The 18,766-nt window shown below is 59.1% G+C and carries 16 protein-coding genes; 11 read left to right on the top strand and 5 right to left on the bottom strand.

The genetic code is table 11. The features are described 5' to 3' along the window. Positions 1-37: 37 nt before the first annotated feature. On the top strand, positions 38-2,311 hold the full coding sequence (locus AC1Z24_RS06845) for a putative bifunctional diguanylate cyclase/phosphodiesterase (RefSeq protein WP_483745036.1): 2,274 nt from the start codon (positions 38-40) through the stop codon (positions 2,309-2,311). Between the two features lie 284 nt (positions 2,312-2,595). Then, positions 2,596-4,689 carry a hypothetical protein gene (locus AC1Z24_RS06840; protein WP_483746551.1) on the top strand — a complete coding sequence of 698 codons (2,094 nt, stop codon included), beginning with the start codon at positions 2,596-2,598 and terminating at the stop codon, positions 4,687-4,689. Positions 4,690-4,893: 204 nt separating this feature from the next. Here the strand turns inward: AC1Z24_RS06840 and AC1Z24_RS06835 are convergent, their stop codons facing one another. After that, positions 4,894-5,199: a DUF2288 domain-containing protein gene (locus AC1Z24_RS06835; protein ID WP_483745035.1), complete on the bottom strand. Its 306-nt coding sequence runs from the start codon at positions 5,197-5,199 to the stop codon at positions 4,894-4,896. Positions 5,200-5,529: 330 nt separating this feature from the next. Between AC1Z24_RS06835 and AC1Z24_RS06830 the strand changes: the two genes are divergently transcribed. The 5 genes from AC1Z24_RS06830 to AC1Z24_RS06810 all read left to right on the top strand — a co-directional run bounded on the left by AC1Z24_RS06830 (position 5,530) and on the right by AC1Z24_RS06810 (position 10,522). After that, positions 5,530-6,657 (top strand): branched-chain amino acid ABC transporter substrate-binding protein, encoded by a 1,128-nt coding sequence (locus AC1Z24_RS06830; protein WP_259099004.1) that lies wholly within the window; start codon positions 5,530-5,532, stop codon positions 6,655-6,657. 216 nt (positions 6,658-6,873) lie between these two features. Next, on the top strand, positions 6,874-7,803 hold the full coding sequence (gene livH, locus AC1Z24_RS06825) for a high-affinity branched-chain amino acid ABC transporter permease LivH (RefSeq protein WP_259099002.1): 930 nt from the start codon (positions 6,874-6,876) through the stop codon (positions 7,801-7,803). Further along, entirely contained in the window at positions 7,800-9,056 is a 1,257-nt protein-coding gene (locus AC1Z24_RS06820; RefSeq protein ID WP_259099001.1) for a high-affinity branched-chain amino acid ABC transporter permease LivM, read from the top strand. Before livH ends, AC1Z24_RS06820 begins: the two co-directional genes overlap by 4 nt. Then, a complete protein-coding gene (gene livG / locus AC1Z24_RS06815) occupies positions 9,053-9,820 on the top strand; it encodes a high-affinity branched-chain amino acid ABC transporter ATP-binding protein LivG (protein WP_483745034.1) in 768 nt (255 codons plus the stop codon). Before AC1Z24_RS06820 ends, livG begins: the two co-directional genes overlap by 4 nt. Then, entirely contained in the window at positions 9,821-10,522 is a 702-nt protein-coding gene (locus AC1Z24_RS06810; protein ID WP_259098998.1) for an ABC transporter ATP-binding protein, read from the top strand. A gap of 46 nt (positions 10,523-10,568) precedes the next feature. Here AC1Z24_RS06810 and AC1Z24_RS06805 read toward each other — a convergent pair whose 3' ends face one another. Continuing rightward, on the bottom strand, positions 10,569-11,504 hold the full coding sequence (locus AC1Z24_RS06805; RefSeq protein ID WP_483745033.1) for a LysR family transcriptional regulator: 936 nt from the start codon (positions 11,502-11,504) through the stop codon (positions 10,569-10,571). A 106-nt stretch (positions 11,505-11,610) separates the two neighbouring features. Between AC1Z24_RS06805 and AC1Z24_RS06800 the strand changes: the two genes are divergently transcribed. The 4 genes from AC1Z24_RS06800 (at position 11,611) to nhaA (ending at position 16,214) form a co-directional block, all read left to right on the top strand. Next, complete coding sequence (locus AC1Z24_RS06800) at positions 11,611-12,210, top strand: short chain dehydrogenase (protein ID WP_483745032.1); 600 nt, start codon at positions 11,611-11,613, stop codon at positions 12,208-12,210. A 124-nt stretch (positions 12,211-12,334) separates the two neighbouring features. Then, on the top strand, positions 12,335-13,024 hold the full coding sequence (locus AC1Z24_RS06795; protein WP_483745031.1) for a COG3650 family protein: 690 nt from the start codon (positions 12,335-12,337) through the stop codon (positions 13,022-13,024). A 153-nt stretch (positions 13,025-13,177) separates the two neighbouring features. Next, positions 13,178-14,788 (top strand): NAD(P)/FAD-dependent oxidoreductase, encoded by a 1,611-nt coding sequence (locus AC1Z24_RS06790; protein ID WP_483745030.1) that lies wholly within the window; start codon positions 13,178-13,180, stop codon positions 14,786-14,788. Between the two features lie 250 nt (positions 14,789-15,038). Then, positions 15,039-16,214, top strand: coding sequence for a Na+/H+ antiporter NhaA (gene nhaA / locus AC1Z24_RS06785; RefSeq protein ID WP_483745029.1), 1,176 nt, complete (start codon positions 15,039-15,041; stop codon positions 16,212-16,214). A 71-nt stretch (positions 16,215-16,285) separates the two neighbouring features. On the opposite strand, the gene AC1Z24_RS06780 is transcribed toward nhaA, so the two are convergent. The 3 genes from AC1Z24_RS06780 to AC1Z24_RS06770 all read right to left on the bottom strand — a co-directional run bounded on the left by AC1Z24_RS06780 (position 16,286) and on the right by AC1Z24_RS06770 (position 18,640). After that, on the bottom strand, positions 16,286-16,750 hold the full coding sequence (locus tag AC1Z24_RS06780) for an outer membrane lipoprotein (protein ID WP_483745028.1): 465 nt from the start codon (positions 16,748-16,750) through the stop codon (positions 16,286-16,288). A gap of 103 nt (positions 16,751-16,853) precedes the next feature. After that, positions 16,854-17,501 (bottom strand): pyridoxamine 5'-phosphate oxidase, encoded by a 648-nt coding sequence (gene pdxH, locus AC1Z24_RS06775; protein WP_483745027.1) that lies wholly within the window; start codon positions 17,499-17,501, stop codon positions 16,854-16,856. A 32-nt stretch (positions 17,502-17,533) separates the two neighbouring features. Next, on the bottom strand, positions 17,534-18,640 hold the full coding sequence (locus tag AC1Z24_RS06770) for an OmpA family protein (RefSeq protein WP_483745026.1): 1,107 nt from the start codon (positions 18,638-18,640) through the stop codon (positions 17,534-17,536). Positions 18,641-18,766 lie beyond the last annotated feature (126 nt).

Here is an 18,766-nt window from a genome sequence, read left to right as displayed (position 1 = left end):
GACTGAGGCACCCTGGTATTGAACAAGTGGGGGCGCTATGGAGTGGCTCGGTTTCCATTTTTTTGCCGGGCTCGCGGCAGATAGTTCACTATTATCCGCCCAACACGACCCACTGCTGGTCACCCTGGCCTTTCTGGTCGCCTGCGCCACAAGCTACGCAACGCTGGATATCGCTGAACGCCTGAAACATATCGAAAAACCCCGCTCGCGGGATCGTTGGGGCGGTTTCGGTGCCTTGTGCCTGGCCGGTGGTGTGTGGACCGTGCACGTCATCAGCATGCGCGCGCTGCATGTGCCGCTGAAAATGGGCTTTGATATTCCCAGCACCCTGGTGTCCATGCTTTTGGCGTTATTCGCCGGCTTGTTGAGCATGCAGGCCTTGGGCAGGGAGATCCTCAGGCCCTGGCAATACCTGGCTTACGCAGTGGCCATAGGGGTGAGCCTCAGCGCCATGCACTACGCCGGACTGCTGGGTCAGCAATCCGTGGCCGTGGCTTATTTCGAGCCGCATCTGTTCGGCCTGTCGGTAGCCATTGCCGTTGGCACCGGGCTGTTGATCATTCTACTGGCGCGCTATCTCAGCGACGGCAGCAATCTGATCCACCAACTACTCAAGTTCGCCGCCAGTTTGCTGCTCAGCGCGGAAATTATCGGTGCCAACCTGCTGGGTAACTGGTCGCGCAATCTCACCGTGCCAATCGATGCAGTCCTGCTGCCCGACAACCCCGAGCGCAACCTGCAGATCAGCGTAACCCTGGCGCTGATCGCCCTGTTGCTGATCGCCGCGACCATCAGCGCTGCCATCGCCGACAAGAAGCTGCAAGGCAAGGAACACGATCTGCGGCGGGTCAACGCGCTGCTTAGCCAGCTCGATCAGGCACGCATGTCCTTGCAGCAGGTCGCCCATTTCGACCCGTTGACCAATCTGATCAACCGCCGCGGCTTCAACCAGTTGTTTGCCGAACGACTGATGGAGCATGCCCATGAGGGCGGCATGCTGGCGGTGATGTTCCTCGACATTGACCACTTCAAGCGCATCAACGACAGCCTCGGCCACGATGCCGGTGACGAGCTGCTCAAGGTGGTGGCCGAGCGCATTCGCTGCGCCACGCGCATTCAGGACGTGGTCTCGCGTTTTGGCGGCGACGAGTTCTGCATCCTGATCAGCCTGCCCGATCACCATGAAGAAGCCCGACACCTGGCCGAGCGCATTCTGCAAAAGACCAAGGAGCCCATTGAGCTGGCCGGACGGCGCATGGTCATGACCACCAGCATCGGCATCAGCGTGTTCCCCCGTGATGGCAAAACCTGCGACGAACTGCTGAAAAACGCCGACCTGGCGCTGTATCAGTCCAAGGGCCACGGGCGCAATCGGTTCAACTTCTTCAGCCCTAACCTGCGGACCAAGGCCAGCCTGGAACTGTTGCTGGAGGAGGAACTGCGCAGCGCCTTGCGCGAAGAAAGCGAGCTGCAAGTGTATTACCAGCCCATCGTTGACCTGCGCACCGGCCAGGTGGCCAAGCTTGAAGCGCTGGTGCGCTGGCAACATCCGCAACACGGCCTGCTGACGCCCGAGCGCTTCATCGGTATCGCCGAAGCCAACGGCCTGATCGCCGACCTGGACAGTTGGGTACTGCAACGCGCCTGCAGGGATCTGAGCGAGTTGCGCAGCCCCGGCTTCGACCACCTGATCATCGCCGTCAACTGCTCGGCCCTCAACCTGGCCCGGGAAGAACTGCATAATGAGATCGAGGACGCTTTGCGTCGCAATGGCGTGCTGCCACGACGCCTGGAACTGGAGGTGACCGAAAACGCCCTGATGGGCAATATCAGCAACACCATCCAGCTGTTGAAACGGATTCGTGCTCTGGGCGTATCGCTGTCCATTGACGACTTCGGCACCGGCTACTCATCCCTGGCCTATCTCAAGCGCCTGCCCCTGGACACGGTGAAGATCGACCGCTCGTTCATCATCGACATTCCGCAATCACCCCAGGACATGGAGATCGTCCAGGCGATCATCGTCATGGCTCACACCCTGCACCTCAAAGTCGTTACCGAAGGGGTGGAAAGCCCGGCACAACTGGACTTCCTCAGCCGCTACGGCTGCGATTACGTGCAAGGCTATCTGTTCAGCAAACCCATGCCGCTGGAGCAGTTGCGCCCCCTGGTGCAGGAGCTCAACCAACGCAAACCGGCCATCGTCGAAACACTGCCGCAAGAGGCGTCAGCCGACGAAAACAGTGACGTAAATCATGTTTCTTCCCCTTGGTCAAATCGCAAGCACACCATTCATCGGGTAAAAGATTAAAGATTGTCGGCACCGGGCCGATCCTTCAACCGACAAAGGGGAAAAAGCCTTAGTCATGACTAGGGCAAAGCCCTATCGCCCAAGCAAAAAGCGCACTGTAAAGTCGTAATTTCTTTTTCTGTGATGGCGCGGTGACATGCACTGGAACCGCCATCCTTCCAGGTATATGGCGCACGATGACCAATAAAAACACAGCAGCTGATTCGGCCTCCGAAACCCAGGTCGGCGTCACGACAGAAAAGGCCGTGGCCCCGCAAGCCTACTATCGTGCGCAACCCCTTCCCATGCAGCAGTACATCCCGGCCCAGCCTTACATGTACTTCACCGAGACCGATACAGACCGCATCCTCGATAACCTTGATGGCCTGCGCGATATCGTGTTCCCACCGTCGCCGGCGCACATCGAAGACGACCAGATGCGCCGTGACCAGCAATTCCCTTCGGTATGCCTGATCGGCCTCGGCCGTTGCGGCTCGAACATTGCGTTGGACGTCGCCGAACTGGTGTACAACGCGCGCAAGTTCTACCTGAATCAGTTCAACAACGAAGACCGCCTGGCCGCCGACAAGAGCTACAGCCCGGCCAACTGGATTCGCAACAACCTGCGCCTGGTACAGAGCAAGGCCGCCAAGCCGGTGTTCCTGGTCGAGCCCCTGGTGATGCTGGGCGACCTGGACAAGGACATTGCCGGGCGCATCCGCTTCTCACGCAAGGGTGAGAAAAGCGGGTTCATCAACGACTACAGCAAAATGAAGATCATGGACCTGTCCGAGGTGCATGCCGGGGGCGCGGGTAACGCGCCGATCCTGGGCCAGTACCTGGCCAAGATCATCCTCAACAAGGACACCCAGAACTTCTCCAGCGCCGACTGGAAGCTGATCCACTCGTACCTGATCGACTCCTGTGGCATCAAGGCCAACCAGTCGCGCCTGTACTTCTACATTTTCAGCGCCGGTGGTGGTACCGGTTCGGGCATGGCCTCGGAGTTCGGCCTGGCCCAGCAATACTCGTACATGAACAAAACGTTCGACACCAAGCCGGCCAGCGAGAACGACAGCAAGCGCGGTCGCTCGTTTGTTTTCGAACCGATCTTCACCAGCGGCATTTGCGTGCTGCCGAATATTTCCGACCATCGCAGCGAAATGTCGGAAGCCCTGCACATCAACGCCGGTCGCTTGCTCTGCAAGTATCTGGCTGAAGAATGGGACTTCTCCTACAACTTCGAAAACGAGGACAGCAGCGAAGCCAGCGTCATGGGCCGTATCCGCCCATGGAACGCCATGATGCTGATCTCCAACGACATCATGCGTTACGCCGAACAGAGCGATGACAGCGGTATCGAGAATATCGACGTCAACGCCATGGAGCGTCACGCCAACCAGTACATCTCGCAGCAGATCTTCAACATTCTGACCGCCCAGGCAGTCACCACTGACTACGATCAGAACTACTTCCGGCGTGCCGGCATCGACATTGGCGAAACCATTCGCCTGGATGCCAACGACCTGTTCATGAGCCTGGCCGGACCGGTAGCCTGTGCCTACGCAGAATCCGTGGTTCCGGAGCAACCAGTGCCGGGTTCGGACAAGTTCAAGGTGTTCGAGAAAGAGCCGCCGCGCCTGAATATCGACGACCTGTTCTTCCGCTCCATCGACCTGCCGCACTTCAACAAGGTCACCCAGGCCATCGAAGGCATCAGCCTGCTGCCGATCGAGTCCAAGCGCTACCGCGCCGCCCTGGATCAGTACAAGACCTCCGGCTACGACGCGGCGGCCCTGCACGACCTGCACTTCTTCAAGAACTGCTCGTCGGTGGTCTCCATCGTCTCGCTGCCCAAGGACTACAAGCTGTCCTACATGGACCTGAACCGGCTCAAGACCCATCTCAACAGCCTGTTCCCCAACACCACGCTCAAGCGTTACGCACTGGTAATCGGCGCCTCGGCCAACCTGTCGCTGACCACCCTGATCGCCAAGAGCCCGTGCCTGTCGGACGATTTCCTGACGTTGATCGTGGCCTTTATCAAGCGCTGCTTTGCCCGCAATGAGTTCCGCTTCGACGACACTCTGGACAATGCGATCCTGGACTTCATCGTCAGCGACGAGTTCGACGAAGGTCGCGTTGACGAGTTGCTTAACGAATACGAGAACCCGGCCAAGATCCTCGATACCAACTGGTATGCGATCAAACCGATGTATGAGAAGAAGTATCGCGAGCTGATTGAAGACAAATCCAAGTTCGTCTCGATCAACGATATCCGCATTTCCCGCGACAGCGTGAAGAAGGCGGTGAAGTACCTGCGCGAGATCTATCGCCACCGCATCGGCAAGACCCGGGTCATTTCGCTCAATAACCACACGGGTAAGACGGCGTATTGATCGCGCTTCTTGCGAATGGCTCTTGTGGGACCGCGCTTTAGCCGGGAAAGATCTTTGGCCTTGCCAACGCTTTCCCGGTTAAAACCGGTCCCACAGTCATAACCAGATCACGCTTGGGTATGGGGTTTTTCTCTACGACAGACAACCGACAGTTACCGGCCTACTCACTCTATCGGCCATAAAGCACCAAAAAAGAGCAATCTTTCAACCCTTCGCCCTATCCTGGACCAACACCCAAGGTGCCACTACTACTGCCCAGAGCGGCGGATTGCGCTCCAGCAGGTCCACAGCCCTCGACTCAGCCACCTTGCCGACCTCACCACTGGCCATCCACGCAGCGACCTTATCCGCCTCGTTTTGCGCGATGGCGTGCGCTACGGCGACCAGATCCAGGGAGGCGTCGACCCACAACAGGGCACCCTTGGCAAAGAATGGTTGCAATTCTGTCCAGGTGATGGAGGCGGTCTCACCGAGCAGTTTGGCATAGAGGGTGCTAGGTTCTTCAGTCATGGGTTTCACCAAAAAGAAAATCGGCGCAATGATAGCGCCGCGTTTTCTTCAGACAAACCCAGATTCACCTGAATGATTGCAGGGAAGTTCAGACAGGCAGGGAGATTTGAGGACTGAGTTCACCGATCGATCGACTTGATTCTGTAACTTTCTTTCAATTAAGCGACATCGATAGGTTTGCCCCCCGCAGCCAGCTTTCCAAGCGCTGGATCGGCACTCTAAACTGTGCCGGTACAGTTGCAGGTGGGGACAAGCCTGGATTACTCAATCCGGTCCTGCAGCTTTTTGGCCGTCAGGATTATAAAAACTACAACGCAAGAGTGGAGCATCATGACTAAGGGTTCTAAGCAGATTTCCAAGTTGTTTGCCGCACTGGTTCTGGCGGGGGTTGCCAGCCATTCGTTCGCAGCAGACACCATCAAGATCGGCATCGCCGGCCCTAAGACCGGCGCAGTTGCCCAGTACGGCGACATGCAGTTCAGCGGCGCGAAAATGGCCATCGAGCAAATCAACGCCAAAGGCGGCGTGGATGGCAAGAAACTCGAAGCCGTTGAATACGACGATGCCTGCGATCCTAAACAAGCAGTCGCCATCGCCAACAAAGTCGTCAACGACGGCGTCAAGTTCGTGATCGGCCACCTGTGCTCCAGCTCCACCCAGCCAGCGTCCGACATCTACGAAGACGAAGGCATCCTGATGATGACCCCGGCTGCCACCAGCCCGGAAATCACCGCGCGTGGCTACAAGCTGGTGTTCCGCACCATCGGTCTGGACAGCGCTCAGGGCCCGGCTGCCGGCAACTACATTGCCAAACAGGTCAAGCCTAAAGTCGTCGCGGTTATCCACGACAAACAGCAGTACGGTGAAGGTATCGCCACTGCCGTTAAACAGACTCTGGAAAAAGACGGCGTGAAAGTCGCCCTGTTCGAAGGCATCAACGCCGGCGACAAGGACTTCTCCTCGCTGATCGCGAAAATGAAGCAAGCCAACGTTGACTTCGTTTACTACGGCGGCTACCACCCGGAGCTGGGCCTGATCCTGCGTCAAGCCCAGGAAAAAGGCCTGAAAGCTGGCTTCATGGGTCCGGAAGGCGTGGGTAACGCTTCCATCTCGCAGATTGCCCAGGACGCTTCCGAAGGCCTGCTGGTAACCCTGCCAGCCTCGTTCGACCAGGATCCGGCCAACAAGGCCCTGGTAGAAGCTTTCAAAGCGAAGAAAGAAGATCCGAGCGGTCCGTTCGTGTTCCCTTCCTACGCCGCGGTTGAAGTGATTGCCGACTCCATCAAGGGCAGCAAAAGCGAAGATCCGAAGAAAGTCGCTGAATACCTGCGCGCCAACACCTTCAAGACGCCAACCGGCGACTTGTCCTTTGATGAAAAGGGTGACCTGAAGAACTTCAAGTTCGTGGTCTACACCTGGCACAAAGATGGCACCAAGACTGAAGCGCCTGTGAAGTAATCACACGCCTCGCGTTTAACCCAGAGCCCACTGCAACCGCAGTGGGCTTTGTTTTACGAGGCTGGCGGGTTTCACAAGAATCCATGAGCCTTTGAACATCTTGAAACCGTTACCAGTGATTCACTGGGCTCGTGTCAAACGTGGACACAGATCACGGCACGCGAGCAGAAACGACTTCACCAGTGAAACACCGAGCAGGTTTTTAGGAGCGCTGTAATGCCCGAGATAGACATCTATCACTTTTTCCAACAACTGGTTAACGGATTGACCATCGGCAGTACCTATGCCTTGATCGCCATTGGCTACACCATGGTCTACGGCATCATCGGCATGATCAACTTCGCCCACGGCGAGGTGTACATGATCGGTTCCTACGTGGCGTTCATCGCCCTGGCGGGGCTGAGCATGATGGGCCTCGATAATCTGCCGCTACTGATTACCGCTGCTTTTGTCGCCAGTATCGTGGTGACCAGCGCCTACGGTTATGCCATCGAACGTGTGGCCTACCGTCCGCTGCGGGGCAGCAACCGTCTGATCCCCCTGATTTCTGCCATCGGCATGTCGATATTCCTGCAGAACAGCGTCTTGCTGGCGCAGGACTCCAAGGACAAGTCGATTCCCAACCTGATTCCCGGCAACTTCGTGTTCGGCCCAGGCAGTACCCATGAAGTGGTGATCTCCTACATGCAGATCCTGATCTTCATCGTTACCCTGGTCGCCATGCTCGGCCTGACCTGGTTCATCTCCCGCTCCCGCCTGGGCCGCGCCTGTCGCGCCTGTGCCGAAGACATCAAGATGGCCAACCTGCTGGGGATCAACACCAACAACATCATTGCCCTGACCTTCGTCATCGGCGCTGCCCTGGCTGCCGTGGCGGCCGTATTGCTGAGCATGCAATACGGAGTCATCAACCCCAACGCCGGCTTCCTCGTCGGCATCAAAGCCTTCACCGCCGCAGTATTGGGCGGTATCGGCAGTATTCCGGGGGCGATGCTTGGCGGTCTGGTACTGGGTGTAGCCGAAGCTTTCGGCGCCGACGTGTTCGGCGACCAGTACAAGGACGTGGTCTCGTTTGGCCTGCTCGTATTAGTGTTGTTGTTCCGGCCGACCGGCCTGCTTGGCCGCCCGGAGGTTGAAAAAGTATGACCAAGAAACTCAAATCGGCGTTTTTCAGCGCCCTGCTGGTGCTGGCCGTGGCGTACCCGATCTTCGGCCTGAAGCTTGAGATCGTCGGCGTCAAACTGGCTGTTCTCGGTGCCAGCCAGACGACCATGAGCATCATCTTCGCCTGTGCGGCCGCGATGTTCATTCGCGTGCTGTTCCACGATGAAATCAGCGGCCTGTGGCGCAACAAAAGCAGCGGCCCGCTGATTCCGGCCAAGGCCAGCAACTTCCTGACCCTGCCGAGCACTCAGCGCTGGATCATCCTGGCACTGGTCATGGTCGCCCTGGTCTGGCCGTTCTTCGGCTCCCGTGGTGCGGTCGATATCGCTACCCTGGTACTGATCTACGTGATGCTCGGCCTGGGCCTGAACATCGTGGTCGGCCTGGCGGGCCTGCTGGACCTGGGTTATGTCGGCTTCTATGCCGTTGGCGCCTACAGCTACGCCCTGCTCTCGCACTACTATGGCCTGGGTTTCTGGATCTGCCTGCCCATCGCCGGTCTGATGGCGGCGCTGTTCGGCTTCCTGCTGGGCTTCCCGGTGCTGCGCCTGCGTGGTGACTACCTGGCCATCGTGACCCTGGGTTTCGGTGAAATCATCCGCCTGCTGCTGCGTAACATGACCGACCTCACCGGTGGCCCCAACGGCATCAGCAACATCGAGAAACCGACCCTGTTCGGCCTGTCGTTCGAGCGCAAGGCTGCCGAAGGGATGCGTACCTTCCACGAGTTCTTCGGTCTCGAATACAACTCGATCAACAAGGTGATCTTCCTTTACCTGGTCGCCCTGCTGCTGGCTCTGGCCGCGCTGTTCGTAATCAATCGCCTGCTGCGCATGCCAATCGGCCGAGCCTGGGAAGCGCTGCGCGAGGACGAAATCGCCTGCCGTGCCCTGGGCCTGAATCCGACCGTGATCAAGCTGTCGGCCTTCACCCTGGGTGCTGCATTCGCCGGTTTCGCCGGTAGCTTCTTCGCCGCCCGCCAGGGCCTGGTGACACCGGAATCCTTCACCTTCATCGAGTCGGCGATCATCCTCGCCATCGTCGTGCTGGGTGGCATGGGCTCGCAACTGGGCGTCATCCTGGCTGCCGTGGTGATGATCCTGCTGCCTGAATTGATGCGTGATTTCAGTGAATACCGCATGTTGATGTTCGGCGCCCTGATGGTGCTGATGATGATCTGGCGTCCTCAAGGTCTGCTGCCTATGCAACGCCCCCACATGGAGCTGCGCAAATGAGCCGCCCACTTCTGCAAGCCTCGGGCTTGAGCATGCGCTTCGGCGGCCTGCTGGCCGTCAACGGTGTCGGTCTGACCGTCAACGAGAAACAGGTTGTGTCGATGATCGGCCCCAACGGCGCCGGCAAGACCACCGTATTCAACTGCCTCACCGGTTTCTACAAGCCGACGGCGGGCACCATCCTGCTCGACGGAGAACCGATCCAGGGCCTGGCCGGGCACGAAATTGCCCGTAAAGGCGTGGTCCGGACATTCCAGAACGTGCGTCTGTTCAAAGAAATGACCGCCGTGGAAAACCTGCTGGTCGCCCAGCACCGGCACCTGAACACCAACTTCCTGGCGGGTCTGTTCAAGACTCCGGCGTTTCGTCGCAGCGAGCGCGAGGCCATGGACTACGCCGAGCACTGGCTCGAAGCGGTCAACCTCAAGGAGTTCGCCAACCGTCCGGCCGGCACCCTGGCCTACGGTCAGCAACGCCGCCTGGAAATCGCCCGCTGCATGATGACGCGCCCGCGCATCCTCATGCTCGACGAACCGGCAGCCGGCTTGAACCCACGGGAAACCGAGGACCTCAAGGCGCTGATCGGCGTGTTGCGCAACGAGCACAACGCGACCGTTCTGCTGATCGAGCACGATATGAAACTGGTCATGAGCATTTCCGACCATATCGTCGTGATCAACCAGGGCACCCCCCTGGCCGACGGCACGCCGGAACAGATCCGTGACAATCCTGAAGTGATCAAAGCCTACTTGGGGGAAGCGTAAATGCTGCAGTTCGAAAACGTTTCCACCTTCTATGGCAAGATCCAGGCGCTGCACAGCGTCAACGTTGATGTCCGCCAGGGTGAGATCGTCACCCTGATCGGTGCCAACGGCGCTGGCAAGTCGACCCTGCTGATGACCCTCTGTGGTTCGCCAAGGGCGCACAGCGGCAGCATTCGCTACATGGGCGAAGAGCTCGTGGGGCAGGAATCGTCAGTGATCATGCGCAAGAGCATCGCAGTTGTGCCGGAAGGCCGCCGGGTGTTCGCTCGCCTGACCGTGGAAGAAAACCTGGCAATGGGTGGTTTTTTCACGGAAAAGGGTGATTATCAGGAACAAATGGACAAAGTCCTGCAACTGTTCCCTCGCCTCAAGGAACGCTTCACGCAACGCGGCGGTACGATGTCCGGCGGCGAACAGCAGATGCTTGCCATTGGCAGGGCGCTGATGAGCAAGCCCAAGCTGTTGCTGCTGGACGAGCCCTCGCTGGGCTTGGCGCCGATCATCATTCAGCAGATCTTCGAGATTGTCGAACAGCTGCGTCGTGATGGAGTGACGGTGTTCCTTGTAGAGCAAAACGCCAATCAGGCCCTGAAAATCGCCGATCGCGCCTACGTCCTGGAAAACGGTCGCGTGGTCATGCAAGGCACCGGGGAAGAACTGTTGGTGGACCCGAAAGTACGCGACGCCTATCTGGGCGGTTGAAGCGTAGGGGGGAATGGCGCCTTGATGGCGTCAGTGGAAAAACGGCCTACGGGCCGTTTTTTTTGCCTGAATTTTCGAGTCTCTCGAGCGCTGCGCCGCTGCGCTCAAACCATCGACACAGATAGTCGATCAATACCTGCATACGCTTGGGCAGTTCGTTTTCGTAAGGGTGTACCAGGAACAGCGGCGTGACACTGGTGTGATAGTCGCGCAGCAACCAGTGCAGGCGCCCATCGTTGATTTCGCGGTGGACCATATAGGACGGCAGACGCGCAATACCGGCGCCAACCAGTGCCGCCTTCTTCAGCAAACCATAGTGATTACTGGCAAACGTGCCACTGACCTGCACCCGGGTCAGCTCGTGTTGCTGATGGTAAAGCCATTGATGACGGCCGCTGTAATGGCTGTTGAGCAGGCAACGATGGCCGACCAGGTCCTGTGGCGTCTGCGGCCAGCCATGGGCATCCAGATAGGCCGTGCTGGCACACGTCAGTTCCTGCATCGCCAGCAATGGCCGCGATACCAGGCGCTCATCACTGGCCACATGAGAGCGGATGGCCATGTCGAACCCATCACGGCGCAGATCATGGAAATTGTTGCTCAACTCCAGTTCGATACTGACTTGCGGATATTCCTCAGCGAACTCACTCAACAGGCCATCGAAGAAGGTTTCGCCCAACGAGACCGGCACCGTCAGACGCACCTGCCCGACCATCTCATCACGCATCAGGGCAACGATATCCCGCGCCCGCTCAAGGTTGGCCAGCAATGACTGCGCTTGCGGCAGCAACGCCGCGCCCGCTGCAGTCAGGTTCAGGCTGCGGGTACTGCGGTGCAGCAGCAACACCGAATAAATCTGCTCCAGATGACTGATGCGCTTGGACAGGCTGCCCTTGCTGCATCCCAGCCGGGCCGCAGCAGCAGTGAAACTGCCGGACTCGATCAGCACTGCAAAGGCTGCCAGGTCCTCGATCTCGCTCATGGATTGTTTCCTATGGTGAACCAAAGGTTATCTATTAGCACCTTTATCGACGATAAAAAAGCCGCCTAAACTCCTCCCACGTTCTTTCTTTGCACAGGAGCACAACATGAAGATTCTATTGATTGGCGCCAGCGGCACCGTCGGTTCAGCAGTGGCCGAAGAACTAGCCAAACGTCATGAAGTGGTGCGCATCGGCCGTACCAGCGGCGATCTGCATGTAGATATCAGCAAGCCTGAGTCGATCCGACAACTGTTCGAGCAGACCGGCAAATTCGACGCCCTGGTCTGCGCGGCTGGCAGCGTGACCTTCAAGGCTCTGGGCGAAATGAACAGCACTGACTTCGACCTCGGCTTGCAGGACAAACTGATGGGCCAGGTCAATCTGCTGCTGATCGGTCGCGAGTTTGCCAACGACGGCGCCTCGTTCACCTTCACCACCGGTGTACTGGCCCACGACCCAATACGCACTGGGACCTCGGCCAGCCTGGTCAACGGGGCTATTGACGCCTTTGTTCGCGCGGCGGCTATCGAACTGCCACGAGGCCTGCGCATCAACTCCATCAGCCCGACCGTACTGGTCGAAGCCATGGACAGTTACGCGCCGTATTTCCGTGGATTCAAGCCTGTGCCTGCGGCGGAAGTCGCTCTGGCCTACGCCAAGAGTGTCGAAGGGCTACAGACGGGCCAGACCTATCGCGTTGGTTAACCGCCCTTCGCAGGACCGGCCTCAGCCGGTCCTACAGCCCCACACCGCGCCACAATCCCGGTTTACCCCTTGTGATGCCACGACAGCCTGAGTAACGTGGCGGCACTTGTCTGGAGACCGCCACATGTTTGCTGCCCGTTCCGTCCTGTTGTTCGCCCTGCTGCCGCTGTTCGCCGGCTGCCAGATGCTGGCCAGTTCATCCTCTTCCGATACCCCGACCGTTTCCAAAGCCGGCATGCTGCGCATGCAAGGCGCGTTGAGCGGTGAAGGTGGCAAACTGATCTTCCAGCCTTGCGGTGAGCAGCGCCGCTATGTGGTGGAAGACAGCGGCAATACGGGTGTACTGCAGGAAGGCGCGAGCCTGGCCAACAGCCAGAACACTCTGTTCGCCGACCTGCGCGGCAACTTCACCGCCAGCAAGGCCGCCGGCACTGATGGCCAGTTGAGTCTCTATCAGCTGTATCGCGTGGAGCGTGCCGACCCGGCCGCCTGCGCCGACCCGAATTTCAAATTCCTGACCCTGCACGTCAATGGCAATGCGCCTAAGTGGACCATCAGCGTCAGTAACAAGGGCATGGTCCTGGAGCGTCCGGGCAAAGCACCCCTGGCCCTGCCTTACGTTGAAGAGCAACTGCCTGAAGGCCGCTTCAGCGTCAGCAGCGAAGCCAACGAGCAACGCATCGAGTTATGGGTCGCGCCGCAGCGTTGCGTCGATAGCGCCGACGGATCGGTACAGCACCTGACCGCCGAGTTGCGCATCAACAGCCAGGTCATGCGTGGTTGCGGCTATTACGGTGGCATGCGCAACGATTGAGCGCAGTGTCTTTCGAGCGGTCCGGCCAATGGCAGGGCCGCTTGCAGCACGCGGCAATCCTGATCATGGCTTGCCCGGCCCAAGACCCTTATAATCGCCGGTTCTCGTAGTGCTGTCAGGCTTCACCTGCGGCCTGAAACCTGGACACCCTTCATGTTACGAATCACCGAACTCAAGCTGCCGATCGATCATCCGGACGAAGATCTGCGCCCTGCCCTCGTGCAACGCCTGGGGATCGACAGCGCCGACCTGCTGGACTTCACCCTGTTCAAGCGCAGCTACGACGCGCGCAAGAAGTCCTCCGAGCTGTGCTTCATCTACACCATCGATTTCACGGTGCGCGACGAAGCTGCGGTGCTGAAGCGCCTGGACAACGATCGCAATGTCGGGCCGGCACCGGACACTTCCTACAAAGTCGTCGGCCATGCACCTGCAGACCTTAGCGAACGCCCGCTGGTCGTGGGCTTCGGTCCCTGCGGCATTTTCGCCGGCCTGTTGCTGGCCCAGATGGGCTTCAAGCCGATCATCCTCGAGCGCGGCAAGGAAGTTCGCCAGCGCACCAAGGACACCTGGGGCCTGTGGCGCAAAAACGTGCTCAACCCGGAATCCAACGTGCAGTTCGGCGAAGGCGGTGCCGGGACCTTCTCCGACGGCAAGCTCTACAGCCAGATCAAGGATCCGCAATTCCACGGCCGCAAAGTCCTGCACGAATTCGTCAAGGCCGGTGCGCCGCAAGAGATCCTCTACGTCAGCAAACCGCATATCGGCACCTTCCGCCTGACCGGCGTGGTAGCGGACATGCGCGAGCAGATCATTGCCTTGGGCGGTGAAGTGCGCTTCGAGCAACGGGTTACCGACGTGCAGATCGAAGACGGCCAGATGCTTGGCGTGGTGTTGGACAGCGGTGAACGCATCGAGTCCCGCCACGTAATCATGGCTTTGGGCCATAGCGCCCGTGACACCTTCCGCATGCTGCACAGCCATGGCGTTTACATGGAGGCCAAGCCGTTCTCGGTGGGTTTCCGTATCGAACACCCGCAATCGCTGATCGACCAGGCGCGTCTGGGCAAATACGCCGGGCACCCGAAGCTTGGCGCAGCCGACTACAAACTGGTCCATCACGCCAAAAACGGTCGCTCGGTCTACAGCTTCTGCATGTGCCCCGGCGGCACGGTGGTCGCGGCGACTTCCGAGGTCAACCGCGTCGTCACCAATGGCATGAGCCAGTATTCGCGTAACGAGCGTAATGCCAACTCCGGCATCGTCGTCGGCATTACCCCGCAAGACTATCCGGGCGGCCCGCTGGCCGGGATCGAATTGCAGGAGCGTCTGGAGTCCCATGCCTACCTGCTCGGCGGTAGCACCTACGAAGCGCCGGCACAGCTCGTTGGCGATTTCATTGCGGGCAAGGTATCGCCTGCCTTGGGCAGCGTCGAACCGTCCTACAAGCCTGGTGTGAAACTGGTGGACCTGGCCGACGCCCTGCCCTCCTACGCCATCGAAGCCCTGCGCGAAGCCTTGCCTGCGTTCGGCAAGCAGATCAAGGGCTTCGACCTGCACGACGCCGTGCTGACCGGCATCGAAACCCGCACCTCCTCGCCGCTGCGTATCACCCGCGGTGCCGATATGCAGAGCCTTAACGTCAAGGGCCTGTTCCCGGCCGGCGAAGGCGCCGGTTATGCCGGCGGGATTCTGTCCGCCGGGGTCGACGGCATTCGCATTGCTGAAGCGCTGGCACGCAGCATGTTGGGCATAGAAGGCTGAAACCGAAGCGTCGAAGGCGGGTGAATCGCAATGATCCCCCGCCTTTAGCCCTTTATTTTTCGAGAAAAAAAGAAACGTCCTACAATAAAAAAGGACAATTCTTGCAATATCAAGTTACATAGCTGACAGACACGCCTCCCGGACAAGTCCGCCCGCCTACTTAGAACAAAAAAGAATATAACTTTTGTTTTATAAACCTGATTCACAGGTTAGGGTGTCCGACCTTTTGCATGAATATGGAGCGCACATCTTGCCTCTGCGTAGCACGTTCACCCGTTTTTTCCAGCTCGAGGCCGCCAGTGGCCTGCTGCTGATCGCCGCTGCCGTCCTGGCTCTGATCATCAATAACTCACCACTGTCCGGCTGGTACAACGCCTTTCTGGAAATTCCGGTGGTGGCCCAGTTCGGCGCGGTGAAAATCGCCAAGCCGCTGTTGCTGTGGATCAACGATGGCCTGATGGCCCTGTTCTTCCTGATCATCGGTCTTGAGGTCAAGCGCGAAGTCCTGGAAGGCCATCTGTCGAAGCTCTCGCAGATCATCCTGCCGGGCGCGGCGGCCATCGGCGGCATGGTGATTCCAGCCCTGGTATTTACCGCACTGAACCACGACAGCCCGTCGGCCATGACCGGCTGGGCAATTCCCATGGCTACCGACATTGCCTTCGCCCTAGGCGTGTTGGCCCTGCTCGGCAAGCGTGTGCCGGTGTCGCTAAAACTGTTCCTGATGACCCTTGCGATCATTGACGACCTGGGGGCGATCATCGTTATCGCGGTGTTCTATTCCAGCGATCTGTCGGGCCTGGCACTGGCACTGGCTGGCGCCTCGATCATCGCCCTGATCGCCATGAATCGCCTGGGCGTGGTCAAGCTGGCGCCATATCTACTGATTGGCCTGGTGCTGTGGGTCTGCGTGCTCAAGAGCGGTGTACACGCGACCCTAGCCGGCGTAATCCTGGCGTTCTGCATTCCCCTGCGCACCCGTAACGAGGAAGCCTCACCGGCACACACCCTGGAGCACTCCCTGCACCCCTGGGTGGCCTACGGCATCCTGCCGCTGTTTGCGTTTGCCAATGCCGGGGTGTCACTCAAGGGCGTGACTCTGGATAACTTTATCCACCCGGTACCCTTCGGGATCGCCTTGGGCCTGTTGCTAGGCAAGACCGTCGGGGTCTTTGGCCTGACCTGGCTGGCCGTTAAATGTCGCATAGCCACACTGCCGATTGGTGCAGGCTGGGGGCAAGTGTTTGGTGTTGCCATCCTTTGCGGTATTGGTTTCACCATGAGCCTGTTCGTCGGCTCCCTGGCTTATGTGCCGGGTGTCAGCGAATTTGCAGGGGAAGACCGCATGGGAATTTTGACGGGGTCGATTCTGTCGGCGTTCATCGGTTATGCCGTGATGGCGTTTTTTAGCCGCAAGAGTGGTTGATCAGTTCCTACAGAAAACGCGCAAAAAAATCCCGGCCTCTCGACCGGGATTTTTTATTGACTGGCCAACACTCAATGAGTGACGCGGCTGGTACCGTTGAGGCTCATGATACGTACGCGCTCGCCGACCCGGAAAATCTCGTTTTCCTGAACTTGCTGCACATAGGCACGCATGCTGCCATCGTCTTCACGCACCGTGATCTCGACGCCCTGGGTACGGGTCAGACCTTCTTCAGTCATCGAACCCAACAGGCCGCCGGCCACTGCGCCGACTACCGCCATGACGATACTGCCACGACCACCGCCAATGGCGCTGCCGCCGACACCGCCGACAATCGCACCGGCACCGGCACCGATTGGCGTCTTGGTGCCTTCGATCTTCACTGGGCGCAACGACTCGATAGTGCCCAAGCGAACGGTTTGCACAGCTCGCGCTTCATCGCGGGAATACGAATCGCCGGTCAGACTCGAAGTACAGCCGCTGAGTGTCATCACCATTGCAGCGAATGAAGCAGCCAGCAAAGCAGACTTGCGCATATAGATACCTCCAGGGTGAACAGACCTCCATTAGACTCCGCGTCCCGGACCCTGTCACGCCCCTCTATCTTTAATTAATGTTTATTCAGCCACAGGACAGCGGTTACGGGGCAAGGCGCTCACGCAGCCAACTGTCGCCCTGTAAACGATAGTTCAAACGGTCATGCAGGCGGCTCGGGCGGCCTTGCCAGAACTCGATACGTTCTGGCAACAGACGGTAGCCACCCCAGTGTTCCGGGCAGTGTGGCTGGCTGTCGCTGAAACGGGCCTGGGTGTCCTTGAGCAGGTTTTCCAGCTCTTCGCGATCGGTAATCACCTGGCTCTGGGGCGAGGCCCAGGCGCCGAGGCGACTGCCCAGCGGGCGGACCTGATAGTAGGCATCCGACTCTTCAGGCGACACCTTGACCACCCGCCCTTCGATACGCACCTGACGTTCCAGCGTCGGCCAGAAGAACGTCATGGCAGCGAAAGGATTGGCAATCAGTTGTTCACCCTTGGCGCTGTCGTAGTTGGTGAAAAACGTAAAACCCTGCGCATCCAGCCCCTTGAGCAGTAGCACCCGGCAGTGCGGGCGCCCGTCCCGGTCGACCGTGGCCAACGTCATGGCGTTGGCTTCCACCGGCTTTTGCTCGGTTTGCACCGCTTCGGCGAACCAACGATGAAACAGCGCGAAAGGCTCATCGGGAGCCTGGGCTTCGGCCAGACCGTCGCGAGCATAATCACGGCGCATATCGGCCAGGGGTTGGGTCATGACGTCCTATCCTTCGTTAAAAGTATCCGTGGTCAGTTGCTGCTGGCCTGATCGCCGGTCGTCTTCTTTGCCGCCTTGGCAGGAGCAGCCTTGGCTGGCGCGGCTTTCTTGGTCGGCGCAGCCTTCTTGGTTGCAGGCGCCTTGGCGGTGGACGGTGCGGCTTTCTTGTCGGTCGCAGCCTTGGCCGGTGCTTTTACCGCAGGCTTGGCGGCCGCCGGAGCAACTGCGGCAGGCGCGGCCTGGGTGCTTTGTACTGCGGCCAGGGTTGGAGCCTGGGGAATCTCGTACTTGGCCATCAGCACCGACATAGTGTTCTGCGGCGTCATGAATATCTCAATGCGACGGTTCAGCGCACGGCCCTGGACACTGTCGTTGGCCGCACGAGGCATTGCCGAGCCCATACCGCGCAGACTCAAGCGGTTACGCTCCAGGCCGCTAAGGCGGAAGATCGCCGCCACGGACTGGGCACGCTGCTGGCTGATCTGCTGATTGAGGTCGGCGCCGCCGACGGCATCGCCGTGGCCCAGAACCAATACTGCAGTTTTCGGATCGCCTTCGACCAGCTTGGCCAGACGAGTAATCGGGCCCAGAGTTACCGGTAGCAACAAGGCCGGACGGTTCGGGTTGAAGGAGCTGTCGATGGGAGCGGTGATTACCAGCAAGTCTTCACGGCGCTCGAGTTCGAAGGGACTGTCCTTGATCGCTACCCGCAGACGCGGTTCGTAGTCATCGAGCCAGGCCTTGGTCACCTTGGGGTCGATGACCACTGCCGTGGCCTTGGGCTGATCGGCCTGCTTGGCGGCGTCGCTACCAAATGGCCACCACCACTTAGTGTCGCTGTCGGCCTTGGCCACCGCTGGCGCAGAGGGCTTGGCGGCAACAGTCGGCTGAGCCGGAGTTTCGGCCTTGGCAGCGGCGCCGTCCGAACCAAACGGCCAGTACCAGTGCTTCACGTCCGCCGCATCAGCCTTGTCTGCCGATGTGGCGACTTGCTGGGCCGTGGCAGGCTTGGTGTCGGAGCTGCCAAACGACCACCAGCTGTGGCTGCTGTCGTCGGCGACGTCCTTCTGAGGAGTTTGCGCACACCCCGCAGCAGTGGCGAGGCAAAGGGCGATGGCAAGGCTTTTATTGAGTGACATGGGGTGACCCGTAAAAAATGGTAAGCAAACAGGGAAACGGCAGTGAATCCGTATAACACGCATAAACAGACTCTTGGAAAGGGAAACCGTCACACGGTTCCTGTAACAGGGCATTAACTGACAATC

The sequence above is a fragment of the Pseudomonas sp. JL23 genome (genome assembly GCF_056933585.1).
Note: the sequence above shows the minus strand (reverse complement) of the source record. Positions and strands in the feature narration are given on the sequence as shown.

Coding starts and splice junctions, on each gene's coding strand:
- livH (WP_259099002.1), top strand. CDS start 6,874: ATGCCCGAGATAGACATCTATCACTTTTTCCAACAACTGGTTAACGGA.
- AC1Z24_RS06780 (WP_483745028.1), bottom strand. CDS start 16,750: ATGCGCAAGTCTGCTTTGCTGGCTGCTTCATTCGCTGCAATGGTGATG.
- livG (WP_483745034.1), top strand. CDS start 9,053: ATGAGCCGCCCACTTCTGCAAGCCTCGGGCTTGAGCATGCGCTTCGGC.
- AC1Z24_RS06770 (WP_483745026.1), bottom strand. CDS start 18,640: ATGTCACTCAATAAAAGCCTTGCCATCGCCCTTTGCCTCGCCACTGCT.
- AC1Z24_RS06845 (WP_483745036.1), top strand. CDS start 38: ATGGAGTGGCTCGGTTTCCATTTTTTTGCCGGGCTCGCGGCAGATAGT.
- AC1Z24_RS06810 (WP_259098998.1), top strand. CDS start 9,821: ATGCTGCAGTTCGAAAACGTTTCCACCTTCTATGGCAAGATCCAGGCG.
- AC1Z24_RS06840 (WP_483746551.1), top strand. CDS start 2,596: ATGCAGCAGTACATCCCGGCCCAGCCTTACATGTACTTCACCGAGACC.
- AC1Z24_RS06805 (WP_483745033.1), bottom strand. CDS start 11,504: ATGAGCGAGATCGAGGACCTGGCAGCCTTTGCAGTGCTGATCGAGTCC.
- AC1Z24_RS06820 (WP_259099001.1), top strand. CDS start 7,800: ATGACCAAGAAACTCAAATCGGCGTTTTTCAGCGCCCTGCTGGTGCTG.
- AC1Z24_RS06835 (WP_483745035.1), bottom strand. CDS start 5,199: ATGACTGAAGAACCTAGCACCCTCTATGCCAAACTGCTCGGTGAGACC.
- AC1Z24_RS06800 (WP_483745032.1), top strand. CDS start 11,611: ATGAAGATTCTATTGATTGGCGCCAGCGGCACCGTCGGTTCAGCAGTG.
- AC1Z24_RS06795 (WP_483745031.1), top strand. CDS start 12,335: ATGTTTGCTGCCCGTTCCGTCCTGTTGTTCGCCCTGCTGCCGCTGTTC.
- AC1Z24_RS06790 (WP_483745030.1), top strand. CDS start 13,178: ATGTTACGAATCACCGAACTCAAGCTGCCGATCGATCATCCGGACGAA.
- pdxH (WP_483745027.1), bottom strand. CDS start 17,501: ATGACCCAACCCCTGGCCGATATGCGCCGTGATTATGCTCGCGACGGT.
- AC1Z24_RS06830 (WP_259099004.1), top strand. CDS start 5,530: ATGACTAAGGGTTCTAAGCAGATTTCCAAGTTGTTTGCCGCACTGGTT.